The sequence below is a fragment of the Streptomyces sp. NPDC058674 genome (assembly GCF_042716505.1).
In the GTDB taxonomy this organism is placed as follows: Bacteria; Actinomycetota; Actinomycetes; order Streptomycetales; family Streptomycetaceae; genus Streptomyces.
Window position 1 is genome coordinate 48,978 of the sequence record NZ_JBHXSC010000034.1, and the last position, 23,710, is coordinate 72,687.

22 protein-coding genes are annotated in these 23,710 nt (G+C 74.4%); 10 read left to right on the forward strand and 12 right to left on the reverse strand.

Features of this window, described 5'->3' with window-relative positions:
• Positions 1 to 173 precede the first annotated feature (173 nt).
• From ACFWU6_RS19070 to mscL, 6 genes are all read left to right on the forward strand, one after another.
• The gene (locus tag ACFWU6_RS19070; protein ID WP_383801333.1) at positions 174 to 1,721 is read left to right on the forward strand and encodes a potassium/proton antiporter; all 1,548 of its coding nucleotides are present in this window, start codon (positions 174 to 176) and stop codon (positions 1,719 to 1,721) included.
• 455 nt (positions 1,722 to 2,176) lie between these two features.
• Positions 2,177 to 3,487, forward strand: a complete 1,311-nt coding sequence (locus ACFWU6_RS19075) for an MFS transporter (RefSeq protein ID WP_383801336.1) — start codon at positions 2,177 to 2,179, stop codon at positions 3,485 to 3,487.
• A 67-nt stretch (positions 3,488 to 3,554) separates the two neighbouring features.
• The gene (locus tag ACFWU6_RS19080) at positions 3,555 to 3,875 is read left to right on the forward strand and encodes an FmdB family zinc ribbon protein (RefSeq protein ID WP_383982055.1); all 321 of its coding nucleotides are present in this window, start codon (positions 3,555 to 3,557) and stop codon (positions 3,873 to 3,875) included.
• Between the two features lie 68 nt (positions 3,876 to 3,943).
• Entirely contained in the window at positions 3,944 to 4,777 is an 834-nt protein-coding gene (locus tag ACFWU6_RS19085; protein WP_383801341.1) for an S-methyl-5'-thioadenosine phosphorylase, read from the forward strand.
• Between the two features lie 173 nt (positions 4,778 to 4,950).
• Complete coding sequence (locus ACFWU6_RS19090; RefSeq protein WP_383801344.1) at positions 4,951 to 5,472, forward strand: hypothetical protein; 522 nt, start codon at positions 4,951 to 4,953, stop codon at positions 5,470 to 5,472.
• A 123-nt stretch (positions 5,473 to 5,595) separates the two neighbouring features.
• Positions 5,596 to 6,096: a large conductance mechanosensitive channel protein MscL gene (mscL, locus tag ACFWU6_RS19095; RefSeq protein WP_383801347.1), complete on the forward strand. Its 501-nt coding sequence runs from the start codon at positions 5,596 to 5,598 to the stop codon at positions 6,094 to 6,096.
• Positions 6,097 to 6,118: 22 nt separating this feature from the next.
• Here mscL and ACFWU6_RS19100 read toward each other — a convergent pair whose 3' ends face one another.
• A complete protein-coding gene (locus tag ACFWU6_RS19100) occupies positions 6,119 to 6,331 on the reverse strand; it encodes a hypothetical protein (protein ID WP_383801349.1) in 213 nt (70 codons plus the stop codon).
• 37 nt (positions 6,332 to 6,368) lie between these two features.
• Complete coding sequence (locus tag ACFWU6_RS19105; RefSeq protein ID WP_383801350.1) at positions 6,369 to 6,542, reverse strand: hypothetical protein; 174 nt, start codon at positions 6,540 to 6,542, stop codon at positions 6,369 to 6,371.
• A gap of 235 nt (positions 6,543 to 6,777) precedes the next feature.
• On the opposite strand from ACFWU6_RS19105, the gene ACFWU6_RS19110 reads away from it, so the two are divergent.
• A complete protein-coding gene (locus ACFWU6_RS19110; RefSeq protein ID WP_383982057.1) occupies positions 6,778 to 7,944 on the forward strand; it encodes a low temperature requirement protein A in 1,167 nt (388 codons plus the stop codon).
• Positions 7,945 to 8,041: 97 nt separating this feature from the next.
• The gene (locus ACFWU6_RS19115; RefSeq protein ID WP_383982060.1) at positions 8,042 to 9,301 is read left to right on the forward strand and encodes a cytochrome P450; all 1,260 of its coding nucleotides are present in this window, start codon (positions 8,042 to 8,044) and stop codon (positions 9,299 to 9,301) included.
• A 54-nt stretch (positions 9,302 to 9,355) separates the two neighbouring features.
• On the opposite strand, the gene ACFWU6_RS19120 is transcribed toward ACFWU6_RS19115, so the two are convergent.
• Positions 9,356 to 9,853 (reverse strand): DUF5949 family protein, encoded by a 498-nt coding sequence (locus ACFWU6_RS19120; protein ID WP_383801382.1) that lies wholly within the window; start codon positions 9,851 to 9,853, stop codon positions 9,356 to 9,358.
• Positions 9,854 to 10,307: 454 nt separating this feature from the next.
• Between ACFWU6_RS19120 and ACFWU6_RS19125 the strand changes: the two genes are divergently transcribed.
• The gene (locus tag ACFWU6_RS19125) at positions 10,308 to 10,760 is read left to right on the forward strand and encodes a DUF6299 family protein (RefSeq protein WP_383982062.1); all 453 of its coding nucleotides are present in this window, start codon (positions 10,308 to 10,310) and stop codon (positions 10,758 to 10,760) included.
• 69 nt (positions 10,761 to 10,829) lie between these two features.
• Here the strand turns inward: ACFWU6_RS19125 and ACFWU6_RS19130 are convergent, their stop codons facing one another.
• The 4 genes from ACFWU6_RS19130 to ACFWU6_RS19145 form a co-directional block, all read right to left on the reverse strand.
• Positions 10,830 to 10,997 carry a hypothetical protein gene (locus ACFWU6_RS19130; RefSeq protein ID WP_383801388.1) on the reverse strand — a complete coding sequence of 56 codons (168 nt, stop codon included), beginning with the start codon at positions 10,995 to 10,997 and terminating at the stop codon, positions 10,830 to 10,832.
• Positions 10,998 to 11,082: 85 nt separating this feature from the next.
• Positions 11,083 to 13,170, reverse strand: a complete 2,088-nt coding sequence (locus tag ACFWU6_RS19135) for a SpoIIE family protein phosphatase (RefSeq protein WP_383801391.1) — start codon at positions 13,168 to 13,170, stop codon at positions 11,083 to 11,085.
• A 12-nt stretch (positions 13,171 to 13,182) separates the two neighbouring features.
• Complete coding sequence (locus ACFWU6_RS19140) at positions 13,183 to 13,605, reverse strand: hypothetical protein (RefSeq protein WP_383801394.1); 423 nt, start codon at positions 13,603 to 13,605, stop codon at positions 13,183 to 13,185.
• A 366-nt stretch (positions 13,606 to 13,971) separates the two neighbouring features.
• Positions 13,972 to 15,435 (reverse strand): ATP-grasp domain-containing protein, encoded by a 1,464-nt coding sequence (locus ACFWU6_RS19145; protein WP_383982064.1) that lies wholly within the window; start codon positions 15,433 to 15,435, stop codon positions 13,972 to 13,974.
• Positions 15,436 to 15,584: 149 nt separating this feature from the next.
• On the opposite strand from ACFWU6_RS19145, the gene ACFWU6_RS19150 reads away from it, so the two are divergent.
• Positions 15,585 to 17,168, forward strand: a complete 1,584-nt coding sequence (locus ACFWU6_RS19150) for a glycosyl hydrolase (protein ID WP_383982066.1) — start codon at positions 15,585 to 15,587, stop codon at positions 17,166 to 17,168.
• Positions 17,169 to 17,173: 5 nt separating this feature from the next.
• On the opposite strand, the gene ACFWU6_RS19155 is transcribed toward ACFWU6_RS19150, so the two are convergent.
• From ACFWU6_RS19155 to murJ, 5 genes are all read right to left on the reverse strand, one after another.
• Positions 17,174 to 18,316: a GNAT family N-acetyltransferase gene (locus tag ACFWU6_RS19155; protein WP_383982067.1), complete on the reverse strand. Its 1,143-nt coding sequence runs from the start codon at positions 18,314 to 18,316 to the stop codon at positions 17,174 to 17,176.
• Positions 18,313 to 19,068, reverse strand: coding sequence for a YveK family protein (locus tag ACFWU6_RS19160; RefSeq protein ID WP_383801404.1), 756 nt, complete (start codon positions 19,066 to 19,068; stop codon positions 18,313 to 18,315). Before ACFWU6_RS19160 ends, ACFWU6_RS19155 begins: the two co-directional genes overlap by 4 nt.
• Positions 19,069 to 19,151: 83 nt before the next feature.
• Positions 19,152 to 20,417, reverse strand: a complete 1,266-nt coding sequence (locus ACFWU6_RS19165; protein ID WP_383801406.1) for a glycosyltransferase — start codon at positions 20,415 to 20,417, stop codon at positions 19,152 to 19,154.
• Complete coding sequence (locus ACFWU6_RS19170) at positions 20,414 to 21,217, reverse strand: polysaccharide deacetylase family protein (protein WP_383801409.1); 804 nt, start codon at positions 21,215 to 21,217, stop codon at positions 20,414 to 20,416. The genes ACFWU6_RS19165 and ACFWU6_RS19170 overlap by 4 nt, the downstream gene beginning before the upstream one ends.
• Positions 21,207 to 22,883 carry a murein biosynthesis integral membrane protein MurJ gene (murJ, locus tag ACFWU6_RS19175; protein WP_383801412.1) on the reverse strand — a complete coding sequence of 559 codons (1,677 nt, stop codon included), beginning with the start codon at positions 22,881 to 22,883 and terminating at the stop codon, positions 21,207 to 21,209. Before murJ ends, ACFWU6_RS19170 begins: the two co-directional genes overlap by 11 nt.
• Between the last annotated feature and the right edge of the window lie 827 nt (positions 22,884 to 23,710).

Genomic DNA, 23,710 nt, shown 5'->3' on the forward strand with positions numbered 1-23,710 from the left:
GTCCTGGGAGTGCTGGGAGCAACCATAGGCGCAGGACCCAAGTCGGTGATCCGCCAGGGGTCGGGCTGCCCATGACAGGGGCGAACAGGCGTTTCACAATGTGGTTGTCGCGTCAAGAAAGCGTCAAAGATTAGGTAAGGTAACGAAGTACTTGCCGAACGCGTCCGGGAGCGGTGATCCGCCGGGCGCTTCCAGGAAAGGGCCGCCCGCTGACTGTCCACACGCTCAATGAGCTCCTGCTGGTCTGCTCGCTCGTGCTGCTCGTCGCCGTGGCGGCGGTGCGCGTCTCCTCACGCAGCGGCCTTCCCAGCCTGCTCATCTACCTCGGCATCGGCATCGCGATAGGCCAGGACGGCATCGGCAACGTCGTCTTCGACAACGCCGAGCTGACCCAGGTCATCGGCTATGCCGCGCTCGTCGTGATCCTCGCCGAGGGCGGTCTGGGCACCAAGTGGAAAGAGATCAGGCCGGCCCTGCCGGCCGCGATCGTGCTGTCGCTGGTGGGCGTCGCGGTGAGCGTGGGCGTGACCGCCGCGGGGGCGCACTACCTCGTCGGCCTCGAATGGCGCCAGGCCCTGCTGATCGGCGCGGTCGTCTCCTCGACCGACGCGGCGGCCGTCTTCTCGGTCCTGCGCAGGGTCCCGCTGCCGTCCCGCATCACCGGCGTCCTGGAAGCCGAGTCCGGCTTCAACGACGCACCCGTGGTCATCCTGGTCGTGTCCTTCGCCACCGTCGGCCCCGTGGACGACTGGTACGTCCTCCTCGGCAAGATCGCGCTGGAGCTGGCGATCGGCGTCGCCATCGGCCTGACGGTCGGCTTCCTCGGCGCCTACGCCCTGCGGCACGTGGCCCTGCCCGCCTCCGGCCTCTACCCGATCGCCGTGATGGCGATAGCGGTCGCGGCGTACGCGGCCGGGGCGATGGCGCACGGCTCCGGCTTCCTCGCCGTCTACCTGGCGGCCATGGTCCTCGGGAACGCGAAGCTCCCGCACTGGCCGGCCACCCGCGGCTTCGCCGACGGGCTCGGCTGGATCGCCCAGATCGGCATGTTCGTGCTGCTGGGCCTGTTGGTCACCCCGCACGAGCTGGTGCACGACTTCTGGCCCGCCGTGATCATCGGCCTGGTGCTCACGATGGTGGCGCGGCCCCTGGAGGTCTTCGTCAGCCTCCTGCCCTTCCGGATTCCCTGGCAGGAGCAGGCCCTGATGTCCTGGGCCGGCCTGCGCGGCGCCGTTCCCATCATCCTGGCGACCATCCCCATGGTGACCGGGATCCAGGGCAGCGAGCGCGTCTTCAACATCGTCTTCGTGCTGGTCGTCGTCTACACCCTGGTCCAGGGGCCGACCCTGCCCTGGCTGGCGCGCAAGCTGCGGCTCCGCGACAACGACGAGGCCGCCTCCGACCTCGGCATCGAGTCGGCGCCGCTGGAGAAGCTGCGCGGGCACCTGCTCTCCTTCGCCATCCCGGCCGCCTCGCGGATGCACGGCGTCGAGGTGAGCGAGCTGAGGCTGCCGCCCGGGGCGTCGGTGACGCTGGTGGTGCGGGACGCCAAGAGCTTCGTACCGGCGCCGACGACGGTGCTGCGGCGCGGAGACGAGCTGCTGGTGGTGGCCACCGATCCGGTGCGGGACGCGGCCGAGGCGCGACTGCGGGCGGTGGCCCGGGGAGGCAAGCTGGCGGGCTGGCTGGGGACGGGCGACGGCCACCCCGGACGGCCCTGAGCACGGGCTCCGCACAGCGGGTCCACGCGTCCGAAAAACGGTGCTCGGAGTCTCGAAACCCATGGCTCCCGCGGGCGAGATTCCAGTTAGAGCAACGTTCTAAATCAGCACCTTCGGTGGCGTGCGCACTCTTTTGCCCCTGTTTCACGGGCCCTATCGCGTGAACCGTCCGTTAATCACAGGTGGGGGCATGCGCTGTCGCCGTAATCACAGGGCGTGGTAGCGAATGTCCCTGTACGATGAAGGCACACCACATCGAACCAACTCTGCCTGACGCAGAGCTGGCGCGACCGCAAAGCGGCCGTGGCACCCTCCCGCAGTGGGCGCCCAGGTATCACTCGGTTCTGCGCAAGAGGACAGCTCTCGGGGCTCCCACATGTACGGGTGCGACCGCTCACGAGGCGGTGCATCGTCCGCAGACGGGGAGTTCTACCAGGCAGCGGAAAGGCCAGGCCGTGACATCCGCGGTCACGACCGACAACTCCGCCCGCCCCGGCTACGGCCGGCTCCTGCGCACTCCCGGCGCCCTGGGCTTCCTGCTCCCCGGCTTCGCCGCCCGGCTCCCCTTCGGCATGCTGACCATCAGCATCCTGCTCCTGGTCCAGCACACCACCGGCTCCTACGCCGACGCGGGCATCGTCGCAGCCGTCACCGGCATCTCGATGGCCCTGTTCGCCCCCGTGACGGGCAACCTGACCGACCGCTTCGGCCAGCGCGCCGTCCTGCTGCCGGGCGTCCTCGTCCACGCCGCCGGTGTGAGCGCGCTCGCCGCCCTCGCCCTGATGGGCGCCCCGCTGATCGTCCTCGCGCTCGCCGCCGTCCCCGCCGGTGCCTCGGTACCGCAGGTGGGGCCGATGGTCCGGGCCCGCTGGGCCGTCAAGCTGGAGGGTTCGCCGCTGCTGCCGACGGCCGCCGCGTTCGAATCCGTCACCGACGAGTTCACCTTCGTCGTCGGCCCGGTCCTCGCGACCGCGCTGTGCGCCGGCGTCCACCCGTCGGCCGGCCTGATCACCGAGGCCGCGCTGACGCTGCTCGGCGGCCTCTTCTTCGCCGCCCAGCGCTCCAGCCAGCCCAAGCCGCACGCCAAGAGCGCCGCCGGCACCCGGCGCGCCGCGGCGCTGTCCTACCCCGGTCTGCGCGTCCTGATCGTCGCGTTCCTCGGGATCGGCGCCGTCTTCGGCGGCATGCAGGTCTCGCTGGCCGCCTTCTCCAACGAGATCGGCAACCCCGGCGCCAACGGCCTGCTCTACGGCATCTTCGCCGCCGGCAACATGATCGCCGGCATCGCCTGCGGCGCCGTCGCGTGGAAGATCGGCCCGCGCCGCCGCCTGCTGCTCGGCTACATCGGCCTGACGGCCACCGCCTCGCTGCTGTGGACCGCCGACTCGGTGATCCTGCTGGCCGTCCTCGGCCTGCTCGTCGGCCTGTGCATCGCCCCCGCGCTGATCACCGGCTACACGATGATCGAGGCGCTGATCCCGGCGAACGCCCGCACCGAGGCCTTCACCTGGCTGACCGGGGCCGTCGCCTTCGGGCAGGCCGTCGCGGTCATCGCCGCCGGCAACCTGACGGACGCCCACGGGTCCTCGTACGGCTTCCTCGTCCCGCTCGCGGCCACCGCGCTGGCGCTGGTCACCCTGCTGGCCCTGCGCGCGAAGCTGGCGCCGAAGGCCCCCAGCCGGATCGTGAACGCCTCCGCGCAGAGCGACAACGACCGGGTGAACGAGCGTGGGATCGGTCACCGCGTGCCGGTGACGGTGGACTGATCCGCCGGAATGCGTCACCATGGAGCGTCGTTAGCACTCATTGAGTGAGAGTGCCAGGAGGAAATTCGTGCCGACCTACCAGTACCAGTGCACCGAGTGCGGTGAGGGCCTTGAGGCCGTGCAGAAGTTCACCGATGACGCGCTGACCGTGTGCCCGAGCTGTGACGGACGCCTGAAGAAGGTGTTCTCCGCGGTCGGCATCGTCTTCAAGGGCTCCGGTTTCTACCGGAACGACAGCCGCGGTGCGTCGTCGAGCAGCACCCCTGCCTCGAAGCCCGCCCCGGGCGGGTCGTCGTCCACGACGTCGACCGCAGCGCCCGCGCCCGCCGCCTCGTCCTCCACGGCGTCGTCGTCGAGTGCGAGCAGCAGCTCCACCTCGGCCGCCTGACCGTCTGACGTGTGGCCCCGCCGCCTCCTGGCAGCGGGGCCTTCGGCATGCCCGGCTAGGCTGGCGCCATGGCGAACGCAGAGATCGGTGTCATCGGCGGCTCGGGCTTCTACTCCTTCCTGGAGGACGTCTCCGAGATCCGGGTGGAGACTCCGTACGGGCCCCCCAGCGACTCCCTGTACCTCGGTGAGCTGGCCGGCCGCCAGGTCGCCTTCCTCCCCCGGCACGGCAGCGGCCACACCGTCCCGCCGCACCGGATCAACTACCGGGCCAACCTGTGGGCGCTGCGCTCGGTCGGCGTGCGCCAGGTGCTCGGCCCGTGCGCCGTCGGCGGGCTGCGGGCGGAGTACGGCCCCGGCACGCTGCTCGTTCCCGACCAGCTGGTCGACCGTACGAAGTCCCGGGCGCAGACCTTCTTCGACGGGGAGCCGCTGCCCGACGGCAGCGTGCCGAACGTCGTGCACACCACCTTCGCCGACCCGTACTGCCCGGTGGGTCGCTCCGTGGCGCTGGCGGCGGCCCGGGGCCGGGACTGGGAGCCGGTGGACGGCGGCACCATGGTCGTCGTCGAGGGGCCGCGCTTCTCGACGCGCGCCGAGTCCCGGTGGCACGCGGCGGCCGGCTGGTCGGTGGTGGGCATGACCGGTCACCCGGAGGCCGTCCTCGCCCGTGAGCTGGGGCTCTGCTACACGTCGATGGCACTGGTGACGGACCTGGACGCGGGCGCCGAGACGGGTGAGGGCGTGTCGCACACGGAGGTGCTGCGGGTGTTCGGCGAGAACGTCGGGCGGCTGCGCGAGGTCCTCTTCGACGCCGTGGCGGCCCTGCCGGCGACGCGGTCGCGCTCCTGCCTGTGCACGCACGCGCACGACGGCTGGGACCTGGGCATCGAGCTGCCGTAGCGGGCGGTCTCACGGGGTGCGGCGCCGCGGGCTCCACGGACGGGTGACGGGATCGTCCACAGGCCGGGGGTTGTCCACAGGCCGGAGCGGGACCCGGCGCCAGGCCGGATCGTGAGGGGGGTCCGGACGCCTGGTCCGGACGGTCCGATCGACTCAGCTTGGCGGTGGTCGTCATGTCCCCTGACCCTTCCCCGTACGCGACCCTCCCGGTCTGCCCCTCCACGTGCCCGCCCGCGCGCCCGGTCCCGGCCTTCCCGCCGCTGCGGGTGGGGCGGGGCGGGTACCGGCTGCGCAGGGCGGTGCGGCGCCGGCGGCGGGCCGCGGCGGCCGGGCTGGCCGTCGTGGCCGCCGCCCTGGTGGTGGGCGGGACGGAGGCGCGGGCCTCGCGCGGGGCCGCGCCGCCCGAAGTGAAACCGCCGCCCGCCGCGGTGCGCCTGGTGTCGGCGCCGGTGCGCATCGCGGACGCGGCGACCGTCCGGCTGCTGCGCGCCGGGGACCGGGTCGACGTGGTCGCGGCGGAGCGGGCCGGGCCGCCCCGGGTGGTGGCCGCGGGGGCCCGGGTCGCCGAAGTACCGCGTCCGGACGCGGAGGGCGGGGACGCGGGGGCGCTGGTGGTGCTATCCGTGCCCCGGGAGACCGCGCGCGCCCTGGTGGGGGCGGGAGCCGTGTCCCGACTGGCGGTGACGTTGTGCTGAATCGCACACGCGGGCGTTCAAGTCGCCTGACGGTGAGAGCTGATTGGACACGCCGGGCCCGGACTGCCGTAGCTTTCGGAACCGTTGGCTCCGTGTTCGGTACATGTGAAGAAGGGCTCAGTGGTGAGCGAGAAGAAGGACAGCGTCCTGGCGGGCTTCAAGGCCTTCCTGATGCGCGGCAACGTGGTGGACCTCGCGGTCGCCGTGGTCATCGGCGCGGCGTTCACGAACATCGTGAACTCCATCGTCAAGGGGATCATCAGCCCGCTGGTGGGGGCCATCGGGACGAAGAACCTCGACGTCTACAAGTCCTGCCTCAAGGCTCCCTGCGGCCTGGACGGGAGCGGTCAGCCCACGGGGGTGGAGATCCTCTGGGGATCGGTGCTCAATGCCGCGCTCACCTTCCTGATCACGGCGGCCGTCGTCTACTTCCTGATGGTGCTGCCGATGGCGAAGTACCTCGCCAAGGTGGAGGCGCGCCGCAAGGCCAAGGAAGGCGTCAAGGAGACGATGGAGATCACCGAGCTGGAGGTGCTCAAGGAGATCAGGGACACCCTGGTTTCCCAGCGCAACGGCAGCGGCAGCGGCAACGGCGTCCCCACGGGGACACGCGACGCGTTCTAGCCGTGCGGGCCGCTCCGGCGGCTCAGATGTGGTGCGGGGGCTTCTCGTCGAGGAAGCGGGCCAGGTCGGCCGCGCTCCCGCCGGCGGGCGGCCGCTCGCCCCAGCCCCGGTCGGTGTCGTCCGGGGACTGCTGGTCCAGGGGGTCGTCGAAGACGAGCCGGGGCCTCGGCCGGGGCTGCTCCTCGGGCCGGGACGGCTGCGGGGACTGCGGGTCGGGGGCGGGGACGCTGCTCATGGCTCCAGGGTACGGCCGCCCCCGCCACCGGCCCCGGTCAGCTCGGAGCCTCGGCGCCCTTGCGGGCGTAGAACCACCAGCACACCGCCAGGCACGTGGCATAGAAGACGATGAAGAGATCCTCCGGTGTCCACTGCGTGATGGTGCCGCCCGGGCGGTACTGCGCCGGATCGACCTGCGGCCTCTGTGCTTCCTTCGTGGCGGTACTCATTGCACTTCCTGGAGTCGAAGGGGTCTGAACTGCGAGAAGGACCCTGCTGTCCAGACTCCGCTGCCCGCCCGCCCCGCGGCACAGGAGAACGCACCGGGGGGAGGGGACCTTGTCCCGTCCCCCCGGTGCGTCGGTCCCCCTCCGTCGGGTACGGGGCCTCCGCGCGGGGCACCGCAGCGGTCCGGGCCGCGCGTCCGGCCCGCCGGGGGACGCGTCCTCTGGTCTGCTGGCCGGTATGGCCTACACACCCATGACCGCCCGCGGCCGCGACGAGGACCATCGCGCGGCGACCCCGCTGGAGCTGTTCTTCGACCTCTGCTTCGTCGTAGCTATCGCCCAGTGCGGGGCCCGGCTGGTGCACGCGCTGGCCGAAGGCCATCCCGGCACCGGGGTGATCGGCTACTTCTTCGTCTTCTTCGGCGTGTGGTGGGCGTGGATGAACTTCACGTGGTTCGCCTCCGCCTACGACTGCGACGACGTGCCGTACCGCATCGCGACCCTGGTCCAGATCGCCGGTGTGCTCGTCTACGCGGCCGGCGTGAGCCGCGCCTTCGACGAGAACGACTGGACGGTCGCCGTCGTCGGCTACCTCATCATGCGCGTGGCGCTCACCGCCCAGTGGCTGCGGGCCGCGGCCGGGGAGAGCGGGCCGGCCCGCACCGCGGCGCTCCGGTACGCGGCCGGGCTGGTGGTCTGCCAGGCCGGCTGGGTGGCGCTGCTGTTCGCCCCCGACGACCTCAAGCGCTGGCTGTTCCTGGTCTTGGCCGCGGCCGAGCTGCTCGTCCCGGTGGTGGCCGAGCGCGGGCACCAGACCCCCTGGCACGCCCACCACATCGTGGAGCGGTACGGCCTGTTCACCATCATCGTGCTCGGCGAGACCATCTCCGCGAGCACCGTGGCGGTGAAGTCGGCGCTCGACGAGCACGAGGCGCTGGGCGAGCTGCTGCCGATCGCCGCCGGCGGGCTGTTGATCGTCTTCGCCGCGTGGTGGATCTACTTCGCGGTGCCGATGCACGAGCGGCTGACCTCGAACCGCGAGGCCATCCCGTGGGGCTACGGCCACCTGCTGGTCTTCGCCTCCGGTGCGGCGATCGGGGCCGGCATCGAGGTCGCGGTCGAGCACGCGGTCGGCAAGGCCCACATCTCGCAGGCCGCCGCCAACGCCGCCGTCACCGTCCCGAGCGCGCTCTTCCTGCTGATGGTGTGGTTCCTGCACTCCCGGCACTTCAAGCGCGGCCCCGCCCAGCAGCTGGCCCTGCCGCTCTCCGCCCTCGCCGTCCTGGCCTGCACGTGGGCGGGCCCGTACGCCGTCCTGTACGCGGGCCTGGTCGCGGCGGCCACGATCGCCGTCGGGGTGACCCTGGCGACCCGCGGCGCCCGCCCCGACCGCTCCGGCCTCTGAAGCCCGGGGGGAACGGCGGACCGCCGGGCCGTCACTCCCGCGCCGCCGCGACCGTTCTCCAGCGCAGCGGAACGGCGCGACAGGAAGAGGCACGGCCATGACACTCCCGGCACAGCGGCGCGGCACCGGCACGGAAGCCGGTCCCGGAGCGGAACTGGCCGAGCCAGGCTTCTGGCAACTCCCCCCGGAGCACCGCCTGGCGGCCTTCGCCCGGCTCCGCGCTCTCGGGTCCCCCGTCTTCGTCCCGGAGGGTGCCGGCCACTGGGCCCTCGTACGGCACGCCCAGGTGCAGGAGGCCAGCCGCCTGCCCAAGGTGTTCGCGAGCGCCCCCGGGGTGACCACCCCGGAGCCGGCCCGGTGGGTGCGCGCGCTGTTCGGGGACTCCATGGTCAACCTGGACGGCCCCGACCACGCCCGGCTCCGCCGGATCGTGCAGCGGGCCTTCACGCCCCGCCTGCTGGCGGCCGCCGAGGAGGACGTCCACGCGGTGGCTGCCCGGATCGTGGACGACGTGCTCGACGCGCGGCCCGACGAGTTCGTCTCGGCGGTGGCCTCCCGGCTCCCCCTGGAGGTCATCTGCAACATGATGGGCATCCCGGAGCACTACCGGGCCGAGATCGCCGACCGCGTCAACCACGCCTCCGAGAACATCGGGGTGGAGCGGGGCCTGGCCGCCCGGCTGCGGATGCCCGGTCGCGGACTGCGGGCGCTGGCCCGGATGCAGCGGATGGTGGCGGGCATCGGCCGCGAGCGGCGCAGGAACCCCACCGACGACCTGATCTCGGCGCTGGTCTGCGCGAACATCGACGGCCAGGCCCTCGGAGCACGCCAACTGGGCGCCTTCTTCTCCCTGTTGATGGTCGCCGGGGTGGAGACCACCCGCAACGCCATCACCCACGGGCTGACCCTGCTGACCGACCACCCGGACCAACGGGAGCTGCTGGTGTCGGACTTCGAGGCGCATGCGGACGGCGCGGTGGACGAGATGATCCGCCACTCGACGCCGATCATCCAGTTCCGCCGGACGGTGGCCGCCGAACACACTCTGGACGGACACCTGTTCCGCCCCGGTGACAAGGTGGTGCTGTACTACGCCTCCGCCAATCGCGACGAGGCCGTCTTCCCCGACCCCGACGCCTTCGACATCACCCGCTCGCCCAATCCGCACCTGGGGTTCGGCGGCGGCGGACCGCACTTCTGCCTGGGCGCGCACCTGGCCCGGGTGGAGATGAAGGCGCTCTTCCGCGAGCTGCTCACCCGGCCGGTCGGACTGCGCGCGGTCGGCCTGCCCGATCTGGCCGGGTCGAACTTCGACAACCGGGTCCGCTCGCTCAGGTTCTCCTTCGAACGGCCCTGAGCGGGGGCCGGCCACCGGGCGGGCCGGGAGCCCGGCGGCCGGCGGTCCGCGGGGCTACGCCTGGAGCGTCTGCACCGCGACGACGCAGTGGGCACTGCCGGTGAGCACCTCTTCGTCGCCCGCGAAGGCCTGGAGGACCTCCGCGGTCACCGGACGGCCGGGGACCGCCTCGGGCCAGGCGCGCGTGGCGAAGAGGAAGTAGGCCTGACCGCTCTCGTGGGCCGCCGCGACCCACTCGTCGGGCGCGGTGCAGGTCGCGTTCAGCCCGGGGAGGGTCAGCGTGACCTGGTTGCCGGCCATCAGCACGATCTGCACCGCGAAGGTGCGCGGGCTGCGGGTGCCGTCCATGACCACGTCGCCGATCGGCAGGCCGATCTCCTCCAGCAGACCCCGGGCGGCGCGCTCGCCGGCCGCCGGGCCCTCGGGACCGTCGCCGAGGGTGTAGGCGAGGAGGTACGGGATGTCGTGCCCGTCGGAGGGGTCGCCGATCCAGGCCAGCACCGAAAGGGTGCCGAGGTGCGACCGGTCGATTTCGGCTTGCGTAGAAGTCATGCGCCGCACCCTAGTGGTCTCCCGGCCGGCCCTTTCACGGCCTTTCACCCGGGCGGGCTAGACCGCCCGGATTCCCCCCTCCGGAATTCGTCCGGATGTTCGCGCAGGCGCGTACGCCGACCGCGGGGAAGTCGGGGGGAGGGGTTTTCCCGTCGTCAGTTCACCGGCGCGGGGTCGACGTGGGCGTTCCGGCACGCCGTGGAGGCGTCGGCCGACCTGTTCGTCGCGCATGCGTACGGCATCACCCACACGGGCGTCATTGACGGCGGACCGCGCCGACGCCCTCCTCCGGAAGGCATTCCGGTCGACCTCACGCACCCGTGCGGGCCATTGCCCACACCGACACGAGGACGGCAGAGCGGGTTGCCGCCGCTGTGCCAGCACAATGCCATTCGGCGTATCCGCGCCGACCGAATCCGTACCGCGGACCCACCGCTTTCCACCTGGAGGAATCATGTCCGTTTCCGGTCTCCGCCTGGCATTGTCGGCCCTTTCCGCGCTGGCCGCCGTGACCGCGTTCACCGCCCCCGCGAGTGCGGCCCCGCACGGAAACGAGATCTCCGTACAGCGCGACGCACGCATCGTCGAGCACGGCACCGTCACCCTCTCCGGGACCTACCGCTGCAGCGCGCCGTCACCCGTGGGGACGGTTCAGATCGCCGCGACCCTGGTCCAGGGGCACACCCGGCTGGGCTTCGGCGGCGAGGAGGCCGTCTGCGACGGCCGGGAGCACGCGTGGGAGGCCACGGGCAGTCTCCGCATGACGCCCGACGTGCAAGCGGGCCCGGCCGAGGCCCGGGTGCGCCTCCAGGAGATCGGCCGTTCGGGCGGGCTGCTGCCGACCTCGCTGCGCACGGTCGCGGAGGACCGCCGGGGCATCGAGCTGCGCCCGCACAGCGGGGCCTGAGCAGTTAGTCCACCGGGTCGCGGGGCGCCGTCAGGTCCCGGAGGCGCGCTCCGGGACTGCCGGCCGCCGCTACCGGCACTCGGGCGCGACGCCCGTCATCGACATGAAGGCCGTCGACTGGCACCCGGGGTCCGCGTGCGGACGCCCCGTCGTCCAGTCCACGACCGTCGGCACCCCGGCCGCCAGCAGGAGCAGCGCCAGGATGCCCGTCGCCGCGCCCCTGCTCAGCCTGCGCACGGCGCGTTCCGCTTCGAAGCCTTCCGTTCCATGGCGGCATCATCGCCCCATCCCACGACCTCCACAACTCGGGGTGACCGGCAGGTCACCCGGCGCTCCGGGAGCGGCCCCGGGTGTCGAACTCGCACCACACCGCCTTGCCGTCGCCGCGGGACTCCACGCCCCAGTGCGTGGCCAGCGCGTCCACCAGCAGCAGGCCGCGCCCCGTGGTGGCGGCCTCGCCCGGGGTACGCCTGCGCGGCCACACGCTGGAGCGGTCCTTGACCCAGAGCCGGATGCGGCGGACCGGCTCGGGCAGCACCTCCATGGTCAGCACCGCCCCGCCGTCCGTGTGCAGCAGGGCGTTGACCAGCAGTTCCCCGGCCGCCAGCTCCACGTCGTCGGCCAGCTCGGGCACGCCCCAGTCGTTCAGCGCCTGCCGCAGGGCGCAGCGGGCCTCGGAGAGCCCCTCCGGGTCCGCCTGGTGGACGTACTGGTGGATGCGCGGCGCCCGGTGGGTGCCCGGGTCCGGTGCCCGGCGCAGCACCAGCAGGGCCACGTCGTCACCGGAGCCCCAGCGCTCCCACAGCCGGTCCAGCAGGTGGTCGGCCAGCGCCCCGGACTCCTGCGGGCCGCCGCGGACGGCGTGCGCGAGGGCCTCCATGCCCTGGGTGATCGCGGTGCCGGGCTCCTCCACCAGGCCGTCCGTGCACAGCACCAGGGTCTCCCCCGGAACCAGGTCGAGCCGGGTCTCGGGGAACTCCTCCTGCGCGAAGGCCGTGGCCAGTCCCAGCGGCAGTCCGCCGCGCACGTTGGGCCAGCCCGTGCGCCCGTCCGTGTGCCGGATCAGCGGGCCGAGATGGCCCGCGCGGACCGCCCGTACGCTCCCGCTCTCCAGGTCCACCTGCGCGTACATGCAGGTCGCGAAGCGCTCGGTGTCCAGCTCGGCGAGGAAGCGCGAGGCCCGCGCCAGCACGGTGGACGGCGGGTGGCCCTCGCCGGCGTACGCCCGCAGGGCGATCCGCAGCTGCCCCATGATGGCCGCCGCGTGCGTGTCGTGGCCCTGGACGTCGCCGACCACGATGCCGACCCGGTCGCGGGGCAGGGAGATCACGTCGTACCAGTCCCCGCCGACCTCCCGCCCGCTCCACGCCGAGTGGTAGCGCACCGCGATCTCCCCGCCCGTGATCTCGGGGATACGGCGGGGCAGCATCGCCGCCTGGAGGCCGGTGGCGAACTCCCGCTCCTGGTCGAAGAGGAGGGCCCGCTGGAGGGACTGCGCCACGATGCCGGCGAGGCCCAGGCACAGGTTGCGCTCCTCGGGGCTGAACTCGGTGCGGCGCCGGTAGAAGAGCACCAGTCCGCCGATGGCCTTGGCCTGGGCGATCAGCGGCAGGTAGGCGGCGGCGCTGTAGTGGATGCGGCTCAGGTAGTCCCGCAGCAGCGGGAACTCCTGGCCGAGTGCGGCGAGCGAGGTGACGAAACGTGCCTTCCTGGTGAGCACCGCCCGCGACAGCGGCAGCGAGCCGTCCAGCCGCGTCATGCTGCGCTCGCTGAGGATCTCCAGGGACTCCCCGCTCATCGCGATCATCTTGATGGTGCCTCCCTCGACGAGGCCGAGGGCCAGCCCGTCCGCACCGAGCCGCTCCAGGGCGCCCGCCCCGGTCAGGGCGGCCGTGACGTCGTCGACCGTCACCGCCCGCGAGAGGGCGTCCGTGGTCCGCTGCACGATCGTCGTCTGCTGGGCCCGCGCCGACTCCAGCTTGCGCAGCAGCGTCGCCTGGGCCAGCTCGGCCGTGGCGTCCCGGACGATCCCCAGGATCCGGCGGGCCCGGCCGTCCCCGTCGCGGACCACCCGGCCCTGGGTGTGCGTCCACTGGTCGCGCCCGCCGCGCCGCTGCACGGTGAAGTACGCGCCGTACGCCTCTCCGCCGCTGTCCAGGACGGCCAGCACGGTTTCGCCCAGCCGTACGCCGTCCTCGGCCGGAATCCGCAGCCCGAGCCCTTCCGGGGTGCCGTCGAACTCGTCCGGTTCCAGGTCGAAGACGGTCATCCCGGCCTCGTCCAGCGTCAGGGTCCCGGCGTCCAGGTCCCACTCGAAGCTGCCCATGCCGTTCAGCGCGAGCCGCTCCGCCGCCCCGGTCACGGGGGGCCGCCGGCCCTGCTCCGATCCGTCGCGCTCCGCCGCTGCCACGACTCACACCACCTAACGGCCCGGCCAGCACGGCTGGGAGATCAGCCGCTCCCACTCCTCGTCAGGATGCCCCGGAAGGGTGCGTCCGGCCTCCCGCCAGCGCGTGACGAGTGACGTGTAGATCGGGGGCTGGACCGTGGGGGGAGGGGCCGCGTAGGGGGCCCGGTCGTACGGAGCCCGGTCGTACGCGGCCCTGTCGTACGGGGCCGGGTCGTACGGAGCCGGGTCGTACGGAGTCTGGTCGTACGGGGCCCGTTCGTACGGCGGACGGTCATAGGGCGGACGGGCATAGGGCGGACGGGCATAGGGCGGCCGCTCGTACGGCGCCCGGTCGTACGGGGCGTCGTACCCGGCGGGTCCGGCCGCCGCGGGCTGTTCCCCGCGGCTGGCGGGAATCCGCACCCAGCCCCTGCCCTGTCCTCGCTCCCCGCTCATCACGGACCCCTCTCACCGCGGCTCTCACCGCGGATACGTCTTCGGATGTCCGGCCGTGGCCCGGTCGGTCCGTGCGGCGCCGGCGGAGCCCGGCAGCGGCCCCCGGGCGCCGAGGCGCTTGCGGACTCCTGCGACCAGTCTCCCCGCCGTGGAGCCCGCGCAGTGGACGAATCGCATGGAAGGGCCGAATGAGGGAGCCGCCGGCAGTCCCGCGGGGAACAGCCGTGCCATGAGGACCCGGACCCCGCACTCGGCTCCGGCGTCCCGCCGGAGCCCAGCGTCTTCAGCCCGCCCCCAGCCCCCACGCGCCGGCCGGCCCCGCCGCGGCCGCGGCGGTCGACGGCCGCCGTCCTTCCGGTTCCCCCCTCAACGGGTCACCAACTCGTCCGGCTCGGCCGGCGTCTCCGGCGCGTCGGGCGGGGCCGTGCGGGAGGCCGCGGAGCCGCCGCCGTTCCGCTGGCGGGGGGCGCGGACCACGGCGCGGGCGGTGCGGCGGCCGTGGGCGGGGACCCCGCGCAGGACGCGTACCCCCTTGTCCGCGCCCCGGCCGAGGAAGGCACCGAGCATCGCCAGGAACGGCTGCGGGTCGTCGACGGCGAACCAGGCCGCCTCGATCCGGCCGCGCTCCCCCCGGGGCAGCACCCGCACCGCCCCCGGGCCGGGGTCGTCCGCCCGCCGCCGGGACCTGTCCCCCGCACCCGGCGCGCCGACCGTGCGGCCCGCGGGTCCGGCGGGGCCCACCGCGGGGCGCCGCGGCAGCGACCCGCCGCGCACCACCGCCAGCAGCGCGTAGTTCTCGGCGACGAACACCCGGCCCGGCCCGCCCGAGGGCTCCGGGACCCGCTGCCCCGTCAGATCCAGGTACATCGCCTGGACGACGTCCAGCCCGGCCGCGTCCGTGAACAGCCGGAACTGCGCCCCCGGCCGGGGGTTGAAGTCGACCAGCCGGAAGGTGCCCCGCTCGTCCCGGCGGAAGTCCAGGTCCAGAATCCCCTGGTAGCCGAGGCGCTCGGCCAGCCGCAGCCCCGCCTCCTCCACCGCCGGGTCCGGCAGCCAGCGGCCGACCGCCGTCAGCCCCGTCCGCACCGGCCAGGACAGCTCCTTGCGGCCCGACCCCGCGAGCAGCGGGCGCCCGCCGCGGGCGAAGGCCCCGTGGAAGAACCAGTCGGTGTCCGGTCCGGCCGGCAGGAACCGCTGGAGCAGCAGCCGGCTCCCGGCCTCGGCGGAGCGCTCGTACAGCCGGCGCGCCTCGGCCGCGGTGTGCAGGAGCATCGTGCTGCGCAGTCCGGCCGCCCCCGCGGGCAGCAGCCAGGGACGGCTCCACTTGGCGATCACCGGCAGCCCCAGGCGCCATGCGGCCTCCGCCGCCTCCGCCCCGCTCGCCGGGATGACGGTCTCCGGGTGGGGCACGTCCCAGCGCGCGCAGAGCCGCGACAGCTCCGCCTTGTCGGCGACCCGGGCGGGCAGGTTGTCGGGCTGATGGGGAATCCGGAAACGGTCCGTCAGCCGCGTCGCGACCCGGGACAGGGCGATGGCGCTCAGGTCGTCCATGGCGACGAGCACGGCGGGCCGGCCGATCCGCTCGGACACCGCGGCCAGGCAGTCCACCAGCGCCTCGGGCGCCTCGGGGTCCAATCCCCCGTCGGGCCCCGCGTGCACGGCGCGCAGGTACCGCGAACGCCCCACGGGACCTCCCCCGGCCTCGACGACGGCATGGACCTCCACGCCCTTGCGGCCAAGGGATCTGACGGCGCCGAGGGTTCCGTGGTGGAACGGGTTCCGATCGAGCCTGAGCAGTACGGCGGGCACATGGTGGGTGAACGCGTGCATGGGAACGGTGTCTTTCACCTAGTCGGACCAAGCGGGGATAGTGCGCAGCTGCGAATGGCCTACGCGGCAGTCACCGAACAGGCCATTCGTCAGATCTGATGTCTAACGTCTTTGGCAGCACACCGATTCGGGAAAGCTCGGGAGACGCCATGCCCAGACCACGCCGCCGACTGGCGAGCACCTGCATCGGTACGGTCGCGGCCGGACTGCTCGCCACCGGGGCCGCGCTCGCGGCGCCCGGGGAGGACCGGCGCGGCGGCTCCGACACCGCCGTGGGCGCCTACCTCGACTACGGTCCGCCCGGAGTGGCCCGCATCCCGTACCTGTCGCGCTGGCTGGGCGGCAGGGAGATCCGGGTGGGCCACACCTATCTGCCCGGCGACCAGTGGGCGGGCATCGAGGGGAACGTCTCGTTCCTCGACGACTGGGCCGCCTGGCGGCTGGCCGGGGACGACCGGATGTTCGTCCTCAACGTGCCCATGCAGGCGCGCAACGAGGAACGGGTCCCCGACCGCGAGGTGGCCCGGCTGATCCGGGCGGGCGCGCAGGGCCAGTACGACCGGCACTTCCGCAGGCTCGCCGAGAAGCTGGTGGCACTGGACGTCCCGGACACGGTGATCGTGCTCGGCTGGGAGATGAACGGCACCACCTACACCCACCGCTGCGGGCCGGACCCGGAGAACTGGAAGGCGTACTGGAGGCGCGTCGTCACCGCGATGCGCGCGGTGCCCGGGCAGAAGTTCCGGTTCGACTTCGCCCCGAACCGGGGTACGGACGCGATCGGCTGGACCCGGTGCTACCCGGGCGACGACGTCGTCGACATCATCGGGATGGACTCGTACGACCAGGCTCCCGGCCGGAACTTCGACGAGCAGATCAGCCAGCCGTACGGGCTCCAGCAGCACGTCGACTTCGCGAAAGCACACGGCAAGCGGATCTCGTACCCGGAGTGGGGGCTGTTCCGCAACGGGGACAACCCGGAGTACGTGCGGCGCATGCTGAAGTGGATCGAGCAGCACAAGCCGCTCTACCACACCATCACCGACTACTGCCCGCACGGCGTGTGGCAGTGCAAGGAGAACCCGCGGTCCGCGAAGGTCTTCCGCGACGCCCTGACGCCCGAGAGTCCCGGCCCGGTGATCCCGACCCCGGTGGTCCCCACGCCCGTGGTCCCGACCCCCGTCGTGCCCACCCCCGTGGTCCCGACCCCCGTGGTGCCCACGCCCGCCGTCCCGACGCCGCAGCTCCCCACGCCCGCCGTCCCGACGCCGGCGTTCCCGACGCCGGCCGTCCCGACCCCCCAGGTCCCGACCCCCCAGGTCCCGAGCCCGGCCGCCCCGAGCCCGGCCGCCCCCAGCCCCCAGGTCCCCACACCGCAGGTCCCCACGCCCGAGGTCCCGAGCCCGGCCGTGCCGAGCCCCCAGGTCCCGGGGCCGGCCACGCCGAGCCCGGTCGTCCCGAGCCCGGTCGTCCCGAGTCCGCTCGTCCCGGCTCCCGAGGTCACCGCCCCGGTGCCCTCGCCCGCCGTGCCGAGCCCGGCCGTACCCAAGCCCGAGCCCACGCCCACGCCCACGCCCCCGCGGCCGCAGCCGAAGCCGGAGGTGCCGCCCGCCAACAGCAAGCAGTGGTGCGTCCCGCTCAACTTCGGCGAGTGGCTGTCCAAGCTGGTCGGCAGGCAGTCGGTCTGCGTCCAGCTCGACTGGGGCAAGGCCTCCGGCTTCTGGCCCTTCTAGACGGGTCATCGCACCCGCAGATCGTTGAGCCGCGCCCGCCAGTCCCTGGCGGCCGGCAGCGCCTCGCGCAGCGCGTCCCGGGCCCGCTCGCGCCCCGTCACCTGCGACTCGTGCAGCCGCAGCAGGGGTGCGAGCGCGGTCGTGGCCAGCAGGAACCGCTGGTTGACGACCGTCTCGGGCCGCCAGTGGTTCTTGTACGGCTCGTTTCCGCGCAGGAAGCTCACCACCGGGCGCCCGTCGGCGAGCGCCCGCCCGGTCTCGTGGCGCAGCAGCAGCGACGCCACGTCCACCTTCCGCGCGCGCAGGTCCGGGTCCGCCCCGTACAGGTAGCCGCCGCTCAGCCCGGCCGACAGCAGCGTGACGTTGGCCGCCACCACCTCGCCGTCCAGCCGGAACTCCGTCAGCCGGCCCTCCCCGGCCCGCACCATCCGCCGGGTGGCCCGGGTCAGGTGCTCTGCGAAGCGCGGCCGCAGGTGCTCGGGGGTCACCCCGCGTCCGCGCCACTGCTTCTCGTGCAGCCGCAGCAGCGTCCGTACGGCACGCGGCACCTCGTGCTCGGTGACCTCGTGCTCCTCGATCCCGGCCGCGTCGGTCTTGCGGAGCTTGGCCCGCACCCGCTGGCCGCCCGAGGACGGCATCCGCCTGACCAGCTCGTCGAACGGCAGCGTGGGCAGCTCCATGCAGGTGGAGTCGGTCAACTTGCTGCGGACGCCGCCCCACTGCTCGTACACGGCCTCGGCGGCGGCTCCGGGGCGCACCTCCCGCAGGTCCACGACCGCGCCCCGGGCGGCCCGGTGCAGCCCGCGGGTCAGGGCCGTGAGGATCTCGTCGGGCCGGTCCGCGGCCACGAGCACGTCGAAGTAGTCGGTGATGTGGCCGCCGAGCGGCACCAGCAGCGGCAGCGGCCGGTGTACGAGCATCAGCGCGGCCGCGCCGACCAGTTCCCCGCCGCGCCGCACGAGGACGATCCGGAGCCGGCCCTCCTTGCCGTACGACAGCCACCAGGAGTGCAGCCAGGCGTGGCTCTGGAAGGGGGTGGCGGTGGGGCAGCCGCGGACGAGCCGGTTCCACGGCTCCTCCAGCGCGGCGAACTGCCGGGGATCGCGGCACAGCGTCACCGCCAGGGCCCCGGTGGAGCCCGAGGTCATCGCGCGGACTCCTTCTCCTTGGTCTCGGCGTGGTCGCCCTGGGCGGGGAGCGAGGCGTACGTCTCGGCCACGGGCGCCCCGGCGGGGGCCGGGGCGCCGTCGGAGGCCCCGTCCCCGCGGCGCCCGCGGGCCGGACGGGCCAGCAGCCACAGGCCGCCCAGCAGACCGCCCGCGCACATGCCGACGGCGCCGCTGACGGGGGCGGACGGGGAGACCGGCTCGGAGGGGGCCACGGCCTGGTTGAACAGCAGGAGCTGGACGCCGGTGTTCTTGGCGGCCTGATTGCTGCTCAGGGACAGCGCGTCGGCGACGGCGTTGGCGATGTCGGCGGCCTCGGCCGGGCTGGTGGAGGTGCCCGTGACGGCGATCATCGGGGACTCCGGGGAGGTCTCGGCCCGCACCTGGGTCCGCAGCCGTCCGGCGGGGACGCCCGCACGGGGCTGGGCGTACGCGAGGGTGGAGCTGCTGGTGGCGATGCGGGCGTACGCCTGGGCGAAGCCGAGGGCGGTGGCCGGCTCCGTGGTGTCGTCCGGGACGGCCACGACGTAACTGGTGGCGGCGTACTCGGGGGCCTTCAGCACCCCGTACGCACCGCCCGCGGCCAGCCCGAGCACGGCGCAGGCGGGCAGCGGCCACCAGGCGGGCGGCCGCACCCGCCCGCGCCCGGGAGCCTTCTTCTCCGAGCGGGGGTCGGACGTCGTCCGGTCGGGCTTCTGCTGGTCGGGCTTCTGCCGGTCGGCGGTATCGGCCATGGGCGTGCTCGCTTCCTGGGAGTGGAGGGGGGTTCCTGCGGGTCCCGGCCGGTTCCGGTTCCCCCGGCCGGGGTGCGTACGGGTCAGCCGGGACCTGCCACGGCTCCCGGGGCGGCCGCGCCCCTGCCCGTCGGCGCGGGGCCGGGGGGCGCCTGCGGCGGCGGCCCGGGCAGGGGGTCCGCCGGGGCCGGGACCACGGCCGCGCCGGACAGCGGGGCCGCGCCGGAGATCGGGGCCGCCAGGGCGAGCTCGTAGACGCCCAGGAGCTGCTGCGCGCTGCGGGCGATGTCGTAGCGGCGGACCACCGGCGGCGGCGGCAGCCTGCGGGCGCCCGCCTCCAGGTGCCCGCGCAGCGCCGCGACCAGCTCCTGCGTGCCCGCGCCGATGCGCCGGGCGCCGGGCGCCTGGTCGGGCGGCAGGTCGTCGACGGCCGGGCAGGTGACGTGCAGCACCGGCAGTCCGGCGGCCAGCGCCTCCACCACCGCCAGGCCGAAGGCCTCTTCCGTGGACGGGGAGACGAAGACGTCCATGGCGGCCAGCAGCGCCGGGATCCCGGGGGTGCGGCCGTCGGCGCGGTCGCCGAGCGGGTCGCGCTCGCCCAGCAGGTGGATGCGGCCCTGCGCGCCGAGCTCGGCGGCCAGCAGCCGCAGCCGGGCCCGCTCCGGCCCGTCACCGGCCAGCAGCAGGTGCGCTCCGGGGAGCGCCGCCACGGCCCGCACCAGGACGTCGAAGCGCTTGCCCGGCACCAGCCGGCCGACCCCGCCGACCACGAAGGCCCGCTCCGGGAGCCCGGTCCGGGCCCGGGTGGAGCGCCGCACGCCCTCGTCGAAGCGGAAGCGGACGGCCTCGATGCCGTTCGGTACGACGTGCACCCGGGCGGCCGGCACCCCCCACTCCCGCAGCCGGGCGGCCACGGTCTCCGACACCGCCACGGTCGCGGCGCCGAGGCGCTCGCCGGCCAGGTACAGCGCCCGCACCCCGCCGGACAGGGGCCGCCCTTCGATCTCGCCCTCGCCGAGCGAGTGCTCGGTGGCCACGATGGCCCGCACCCCGGCGGCCCGGGCCGCGAGCCGCCCGTACACGCAGGCCCGGTACAGGTGCGTGTGCACGAGGTCGTACCGGCCGCGCCGGATGAACCGCACCATCCTGGGCAGCGCGCTCAGGTCCCGGTTGCCCCGCATGCCCAGGTGGACGACCCGGACGCCGTCGGCGCGCAGCCCCTCGGCCACCGGGCCCGGGTTGGTCAGGGTCAGCACGTCGCAGGGCATCGGCAGGTGGCGCAGCAGCAGCCGCAGCTGCTGCTCGGCGCCGCCGATCCCGAGACCGGTGATGATGTGCAGCGCCCTCATCGTGCCGTCACCCCGCGGCGCAGCTCCCGCACCTGGTGGCGCAGCTGCTTGGCCCGGAGCCGGGCGGCGCCGTCGGCCTGGCTGATGTGCGTACGGGGCAGGGCGTGCCGGCCCGCGAGCCGCCCGGGGTCGATGGCGCAGGCGTAGCCGTACCCGGCGGCCCGCGTCGCGTCGACGACCCGGGCGTCGAGGTGCCCGTAGGGGTAGCAGAAGCCCTCGGCCAGCGTCCCGGTGATCTCGCGCAGCAGGTCGCGGCTGCCCCGCAGCTCCTGCTGGAGCACGTCGTCGGGGGCGGCGGTGAGGTCCTGGTGGAGCAGCCCGTGCGAGCCGACCTCCTGTCCGGCGGCGGCGACCTCCCGGATGCCCTCGGCGGTGAGCAGCGGCTTGCGCGGGCCCAGCGGGTCCCACACGTTGTCGACGCCGAGCCGGCCGGGCAGCACGAAGAGGGTGGAGGTGCAGTCGTACCGGCGCAGCAGCGGCAGCGCCCGGGTCAGGAAGTCGGTGTAGCCGTCGTCGAAGGTGAGGCCGACGAGCCCGGCGCCGCGTCCGGCCGCGTGCGCCCGCAGCAGCTCGCCGACGGACACCCCCCGCAGGCCCCGGGAGCGCAGCCACAGCAGCTGGGCCTCCAGGGCGCGCGGGGTGACGGTGATCCCGTACGGGTCTTCGGCGGGGTCGGTGAACTCGGCGACCGAGTGGTACATCAGGATCCACGGCTGGGCGGACCGCCGGGTGGGGACCGCCCCGGCGGCGGGCGCGGTGTCGGAGGCGGTGTCGGTGTCGGAGTCGGAGTCAGCGGACATTGCGGAACCTCTGCGTGAGCTGGGAGGAGAGCTGGGCGATCTGGCCGGGAAGGGCGGTGACTTCGAGCGCCCGTATGGCCGTGCCGGTGGCCCCGAACATGGCCGGGACGAGCAGGCAGCCGAGGGCGGCGCTGACCGCCGCGTGGGGGATCATCGGGCCGGCGATCCAGCCGGTGGCGCAGGCGGCGACGGCGGCCACGGCGAGCCGGCCGATGCTGACGGCCACCCGGCGGACCTGGATGGCGATGATGCGGGAGCCGAGGCCGGTGAGGAGCAGGACTGCGGTGGTGGAGATGCCGGCCGCGTTGGCGGCGGCGATGCCGTAGGTGCCCCACCAGCCGACGGCGAAGGCTCCGGCCACGACGTTGACGAGCAGCCCGGCGCCCATCGCGAGCGCCGGGAACCAGGTGGGCCGGGCGGTCGAGAAGAAGGGCCGGGAGAGCGCGCCGACGAGGCAGTGGCCGAGGAGTCCCAGGGCGTAGACCCGCATGACGGAGGCGGTGGCGAGGGTGTCCCGGTGGGTGAAGGCCCCGCGTTCGAAGAGGACCTCGATGATCTGGGGGGCGTAGCCGATGACCATCGCCGTGCCCAGGAGGACGGCGAGGGAGGCGAGGGCGAGGTCCTGCTCCACCCGGCGCCGGGCCTTCTCCCGCTCCCCGCCGGCCATGGCCTGGGCCACGACGGGGAAGGTGACGGTGCAGATCATCAACGACAGCACCATCGGCATCTGCGCCACCTTCTGGGCGTAGTTGAGGTGCGAGATCGCCCCGGGCGGCAGGGACGCCGCGAGGAAGCGCTCCACCAGCACCTGCGACTGCCGGAAGACGGCGAAGAAGATCACGGGGGCGATGAGGCCGAAGGCGATGAGGGCGGGGCGGTCCCGGTCGCGCCGGATGCGCGGGACGCCCCTGGCCCGGGCCGGGCCGAAGCCCACGTGCCGGACGAAGGCCGGCAGTTGGACGAGGACCATCAGCAGGCCGCCGACGGCGACTCCGGCGGCGGCCGCCCGCACCCCCCACAGGGTGTGCACGGCGAGCATGGTGCCGATGATGCCGACGTTGTACGAGACGTAGATCGCGGCCGGCGGCAGGAAGGACCGGTGTGCCCGCAGCGCGGCGCTGAAGTACCCGGCGATCCCGAAGGTCAGCACGGTCAGCGCGGTCAGCCGGGTGCACTCGACGGCCAGTCCGGGATCGGGCAGGCCCGGCGCGAGCACCGCGACGACGAGCGGCGCGGCCAGGACGAGCAGCGCGGCGACGGCGCCGAGCAGCACGGCCAGGCGCGGCAGCGTCGCCCCCACCAGCAGCCGTACGGGGTCCTGCACGCGGGCCTGCCGGCGCGTCAGGCCGGCCCGGCCGGCGGCCCGCCGGGTCAGGGCGTGGCTGAAGGCGGGCACCATCAGCAGCGCCATGGCGTCCTCGATGAGCAGCGTCGAGGCCATCTCCGGCACGGTCCAGGCGATGAGGAAGGCGTCGCTGTCGTGCCCGGCCCCGAAGAGGTGCGCGATGGTCTGGTCCCGTACGAGCCCGAACACCGCCCCGGCGGCCGTGAGTCCGGCGGTGACGGCGGCGGCCTTGGCGAGGAACCGCCCGAGCGGAGCCGGCCCGCTCCCGCCGGCGCCCTCGGCGCGCCCGCCCCCCGAACTCCCGGCCGGCCCCCCGCCCACGACCACCCCCTGCGACGCCACACCGTCCGTGGCCGCACCCGCCCGGGCCACGCCGTCCGGGACCGCGCCTCCCGGTGCCGCAATGCCCGGGGCCCCGCCCGCCGGTGCCGCACCGCCTCCGGCCGCGCCTCCCGGGGCCGGGCCGTACGGTGCCGCCCCTCCCGGGGCTCCGCCCGCCGGTGCCGCACCGTCCCTGGCCCGACCGCCCGAAGCAGCGCCTCCCGACGCCACACCCGCCGGGGCCGCACCGCCTCCGGCCGCGCCTCCCGGGGCCGTGCCCGCCGGGGGCGCGTCGGTCGATCGTGGGTCGGGCGGGCTCGGGGCGCCGTTCCGGGGGCCGGCCGGGGCGGGTGCCGGGGCGGCGGGGCGGCCGGCCGCGGGCCGCGTCGCTCGCGCGGCCACCCGTACGCCGCGCCGCGGGCCGTCCGCGGCGCGCGGCAGGGCGCCCGCCGCGGAGCCGGGGTCGCTCCCGGACCCGCCGGACAGCACCGGGCCCCGCACCCCCCCGGACGCGGCTCCGCGGCACCCGCCGTCGGCACCCGCCCGCGCCGAGCCGGGCAGTACCGGGCCGCGGGCCGGAAGGACCGCCGTGCCGTCCGGTTCCGGCGCGGTGGGCGGATGGTCCCCGGCGCCCGCGGAGCCGGACGGCGCGGGCCGCCGGCCCGGACCGGCGGCCGGGTCCGGCCCGTCCGGGTGCGGCGGACGGCCTGCGGCCGCGGCGGCGGCGGGGGCCCCGGGCCCCCGCCCCCCCCCGGGCGGGGGTTAGGGCACACGGGCAGTGGGTTTTAAAAAAATGTAGCGGGCGAGGAGAGGGGGGGGGGTGTTGT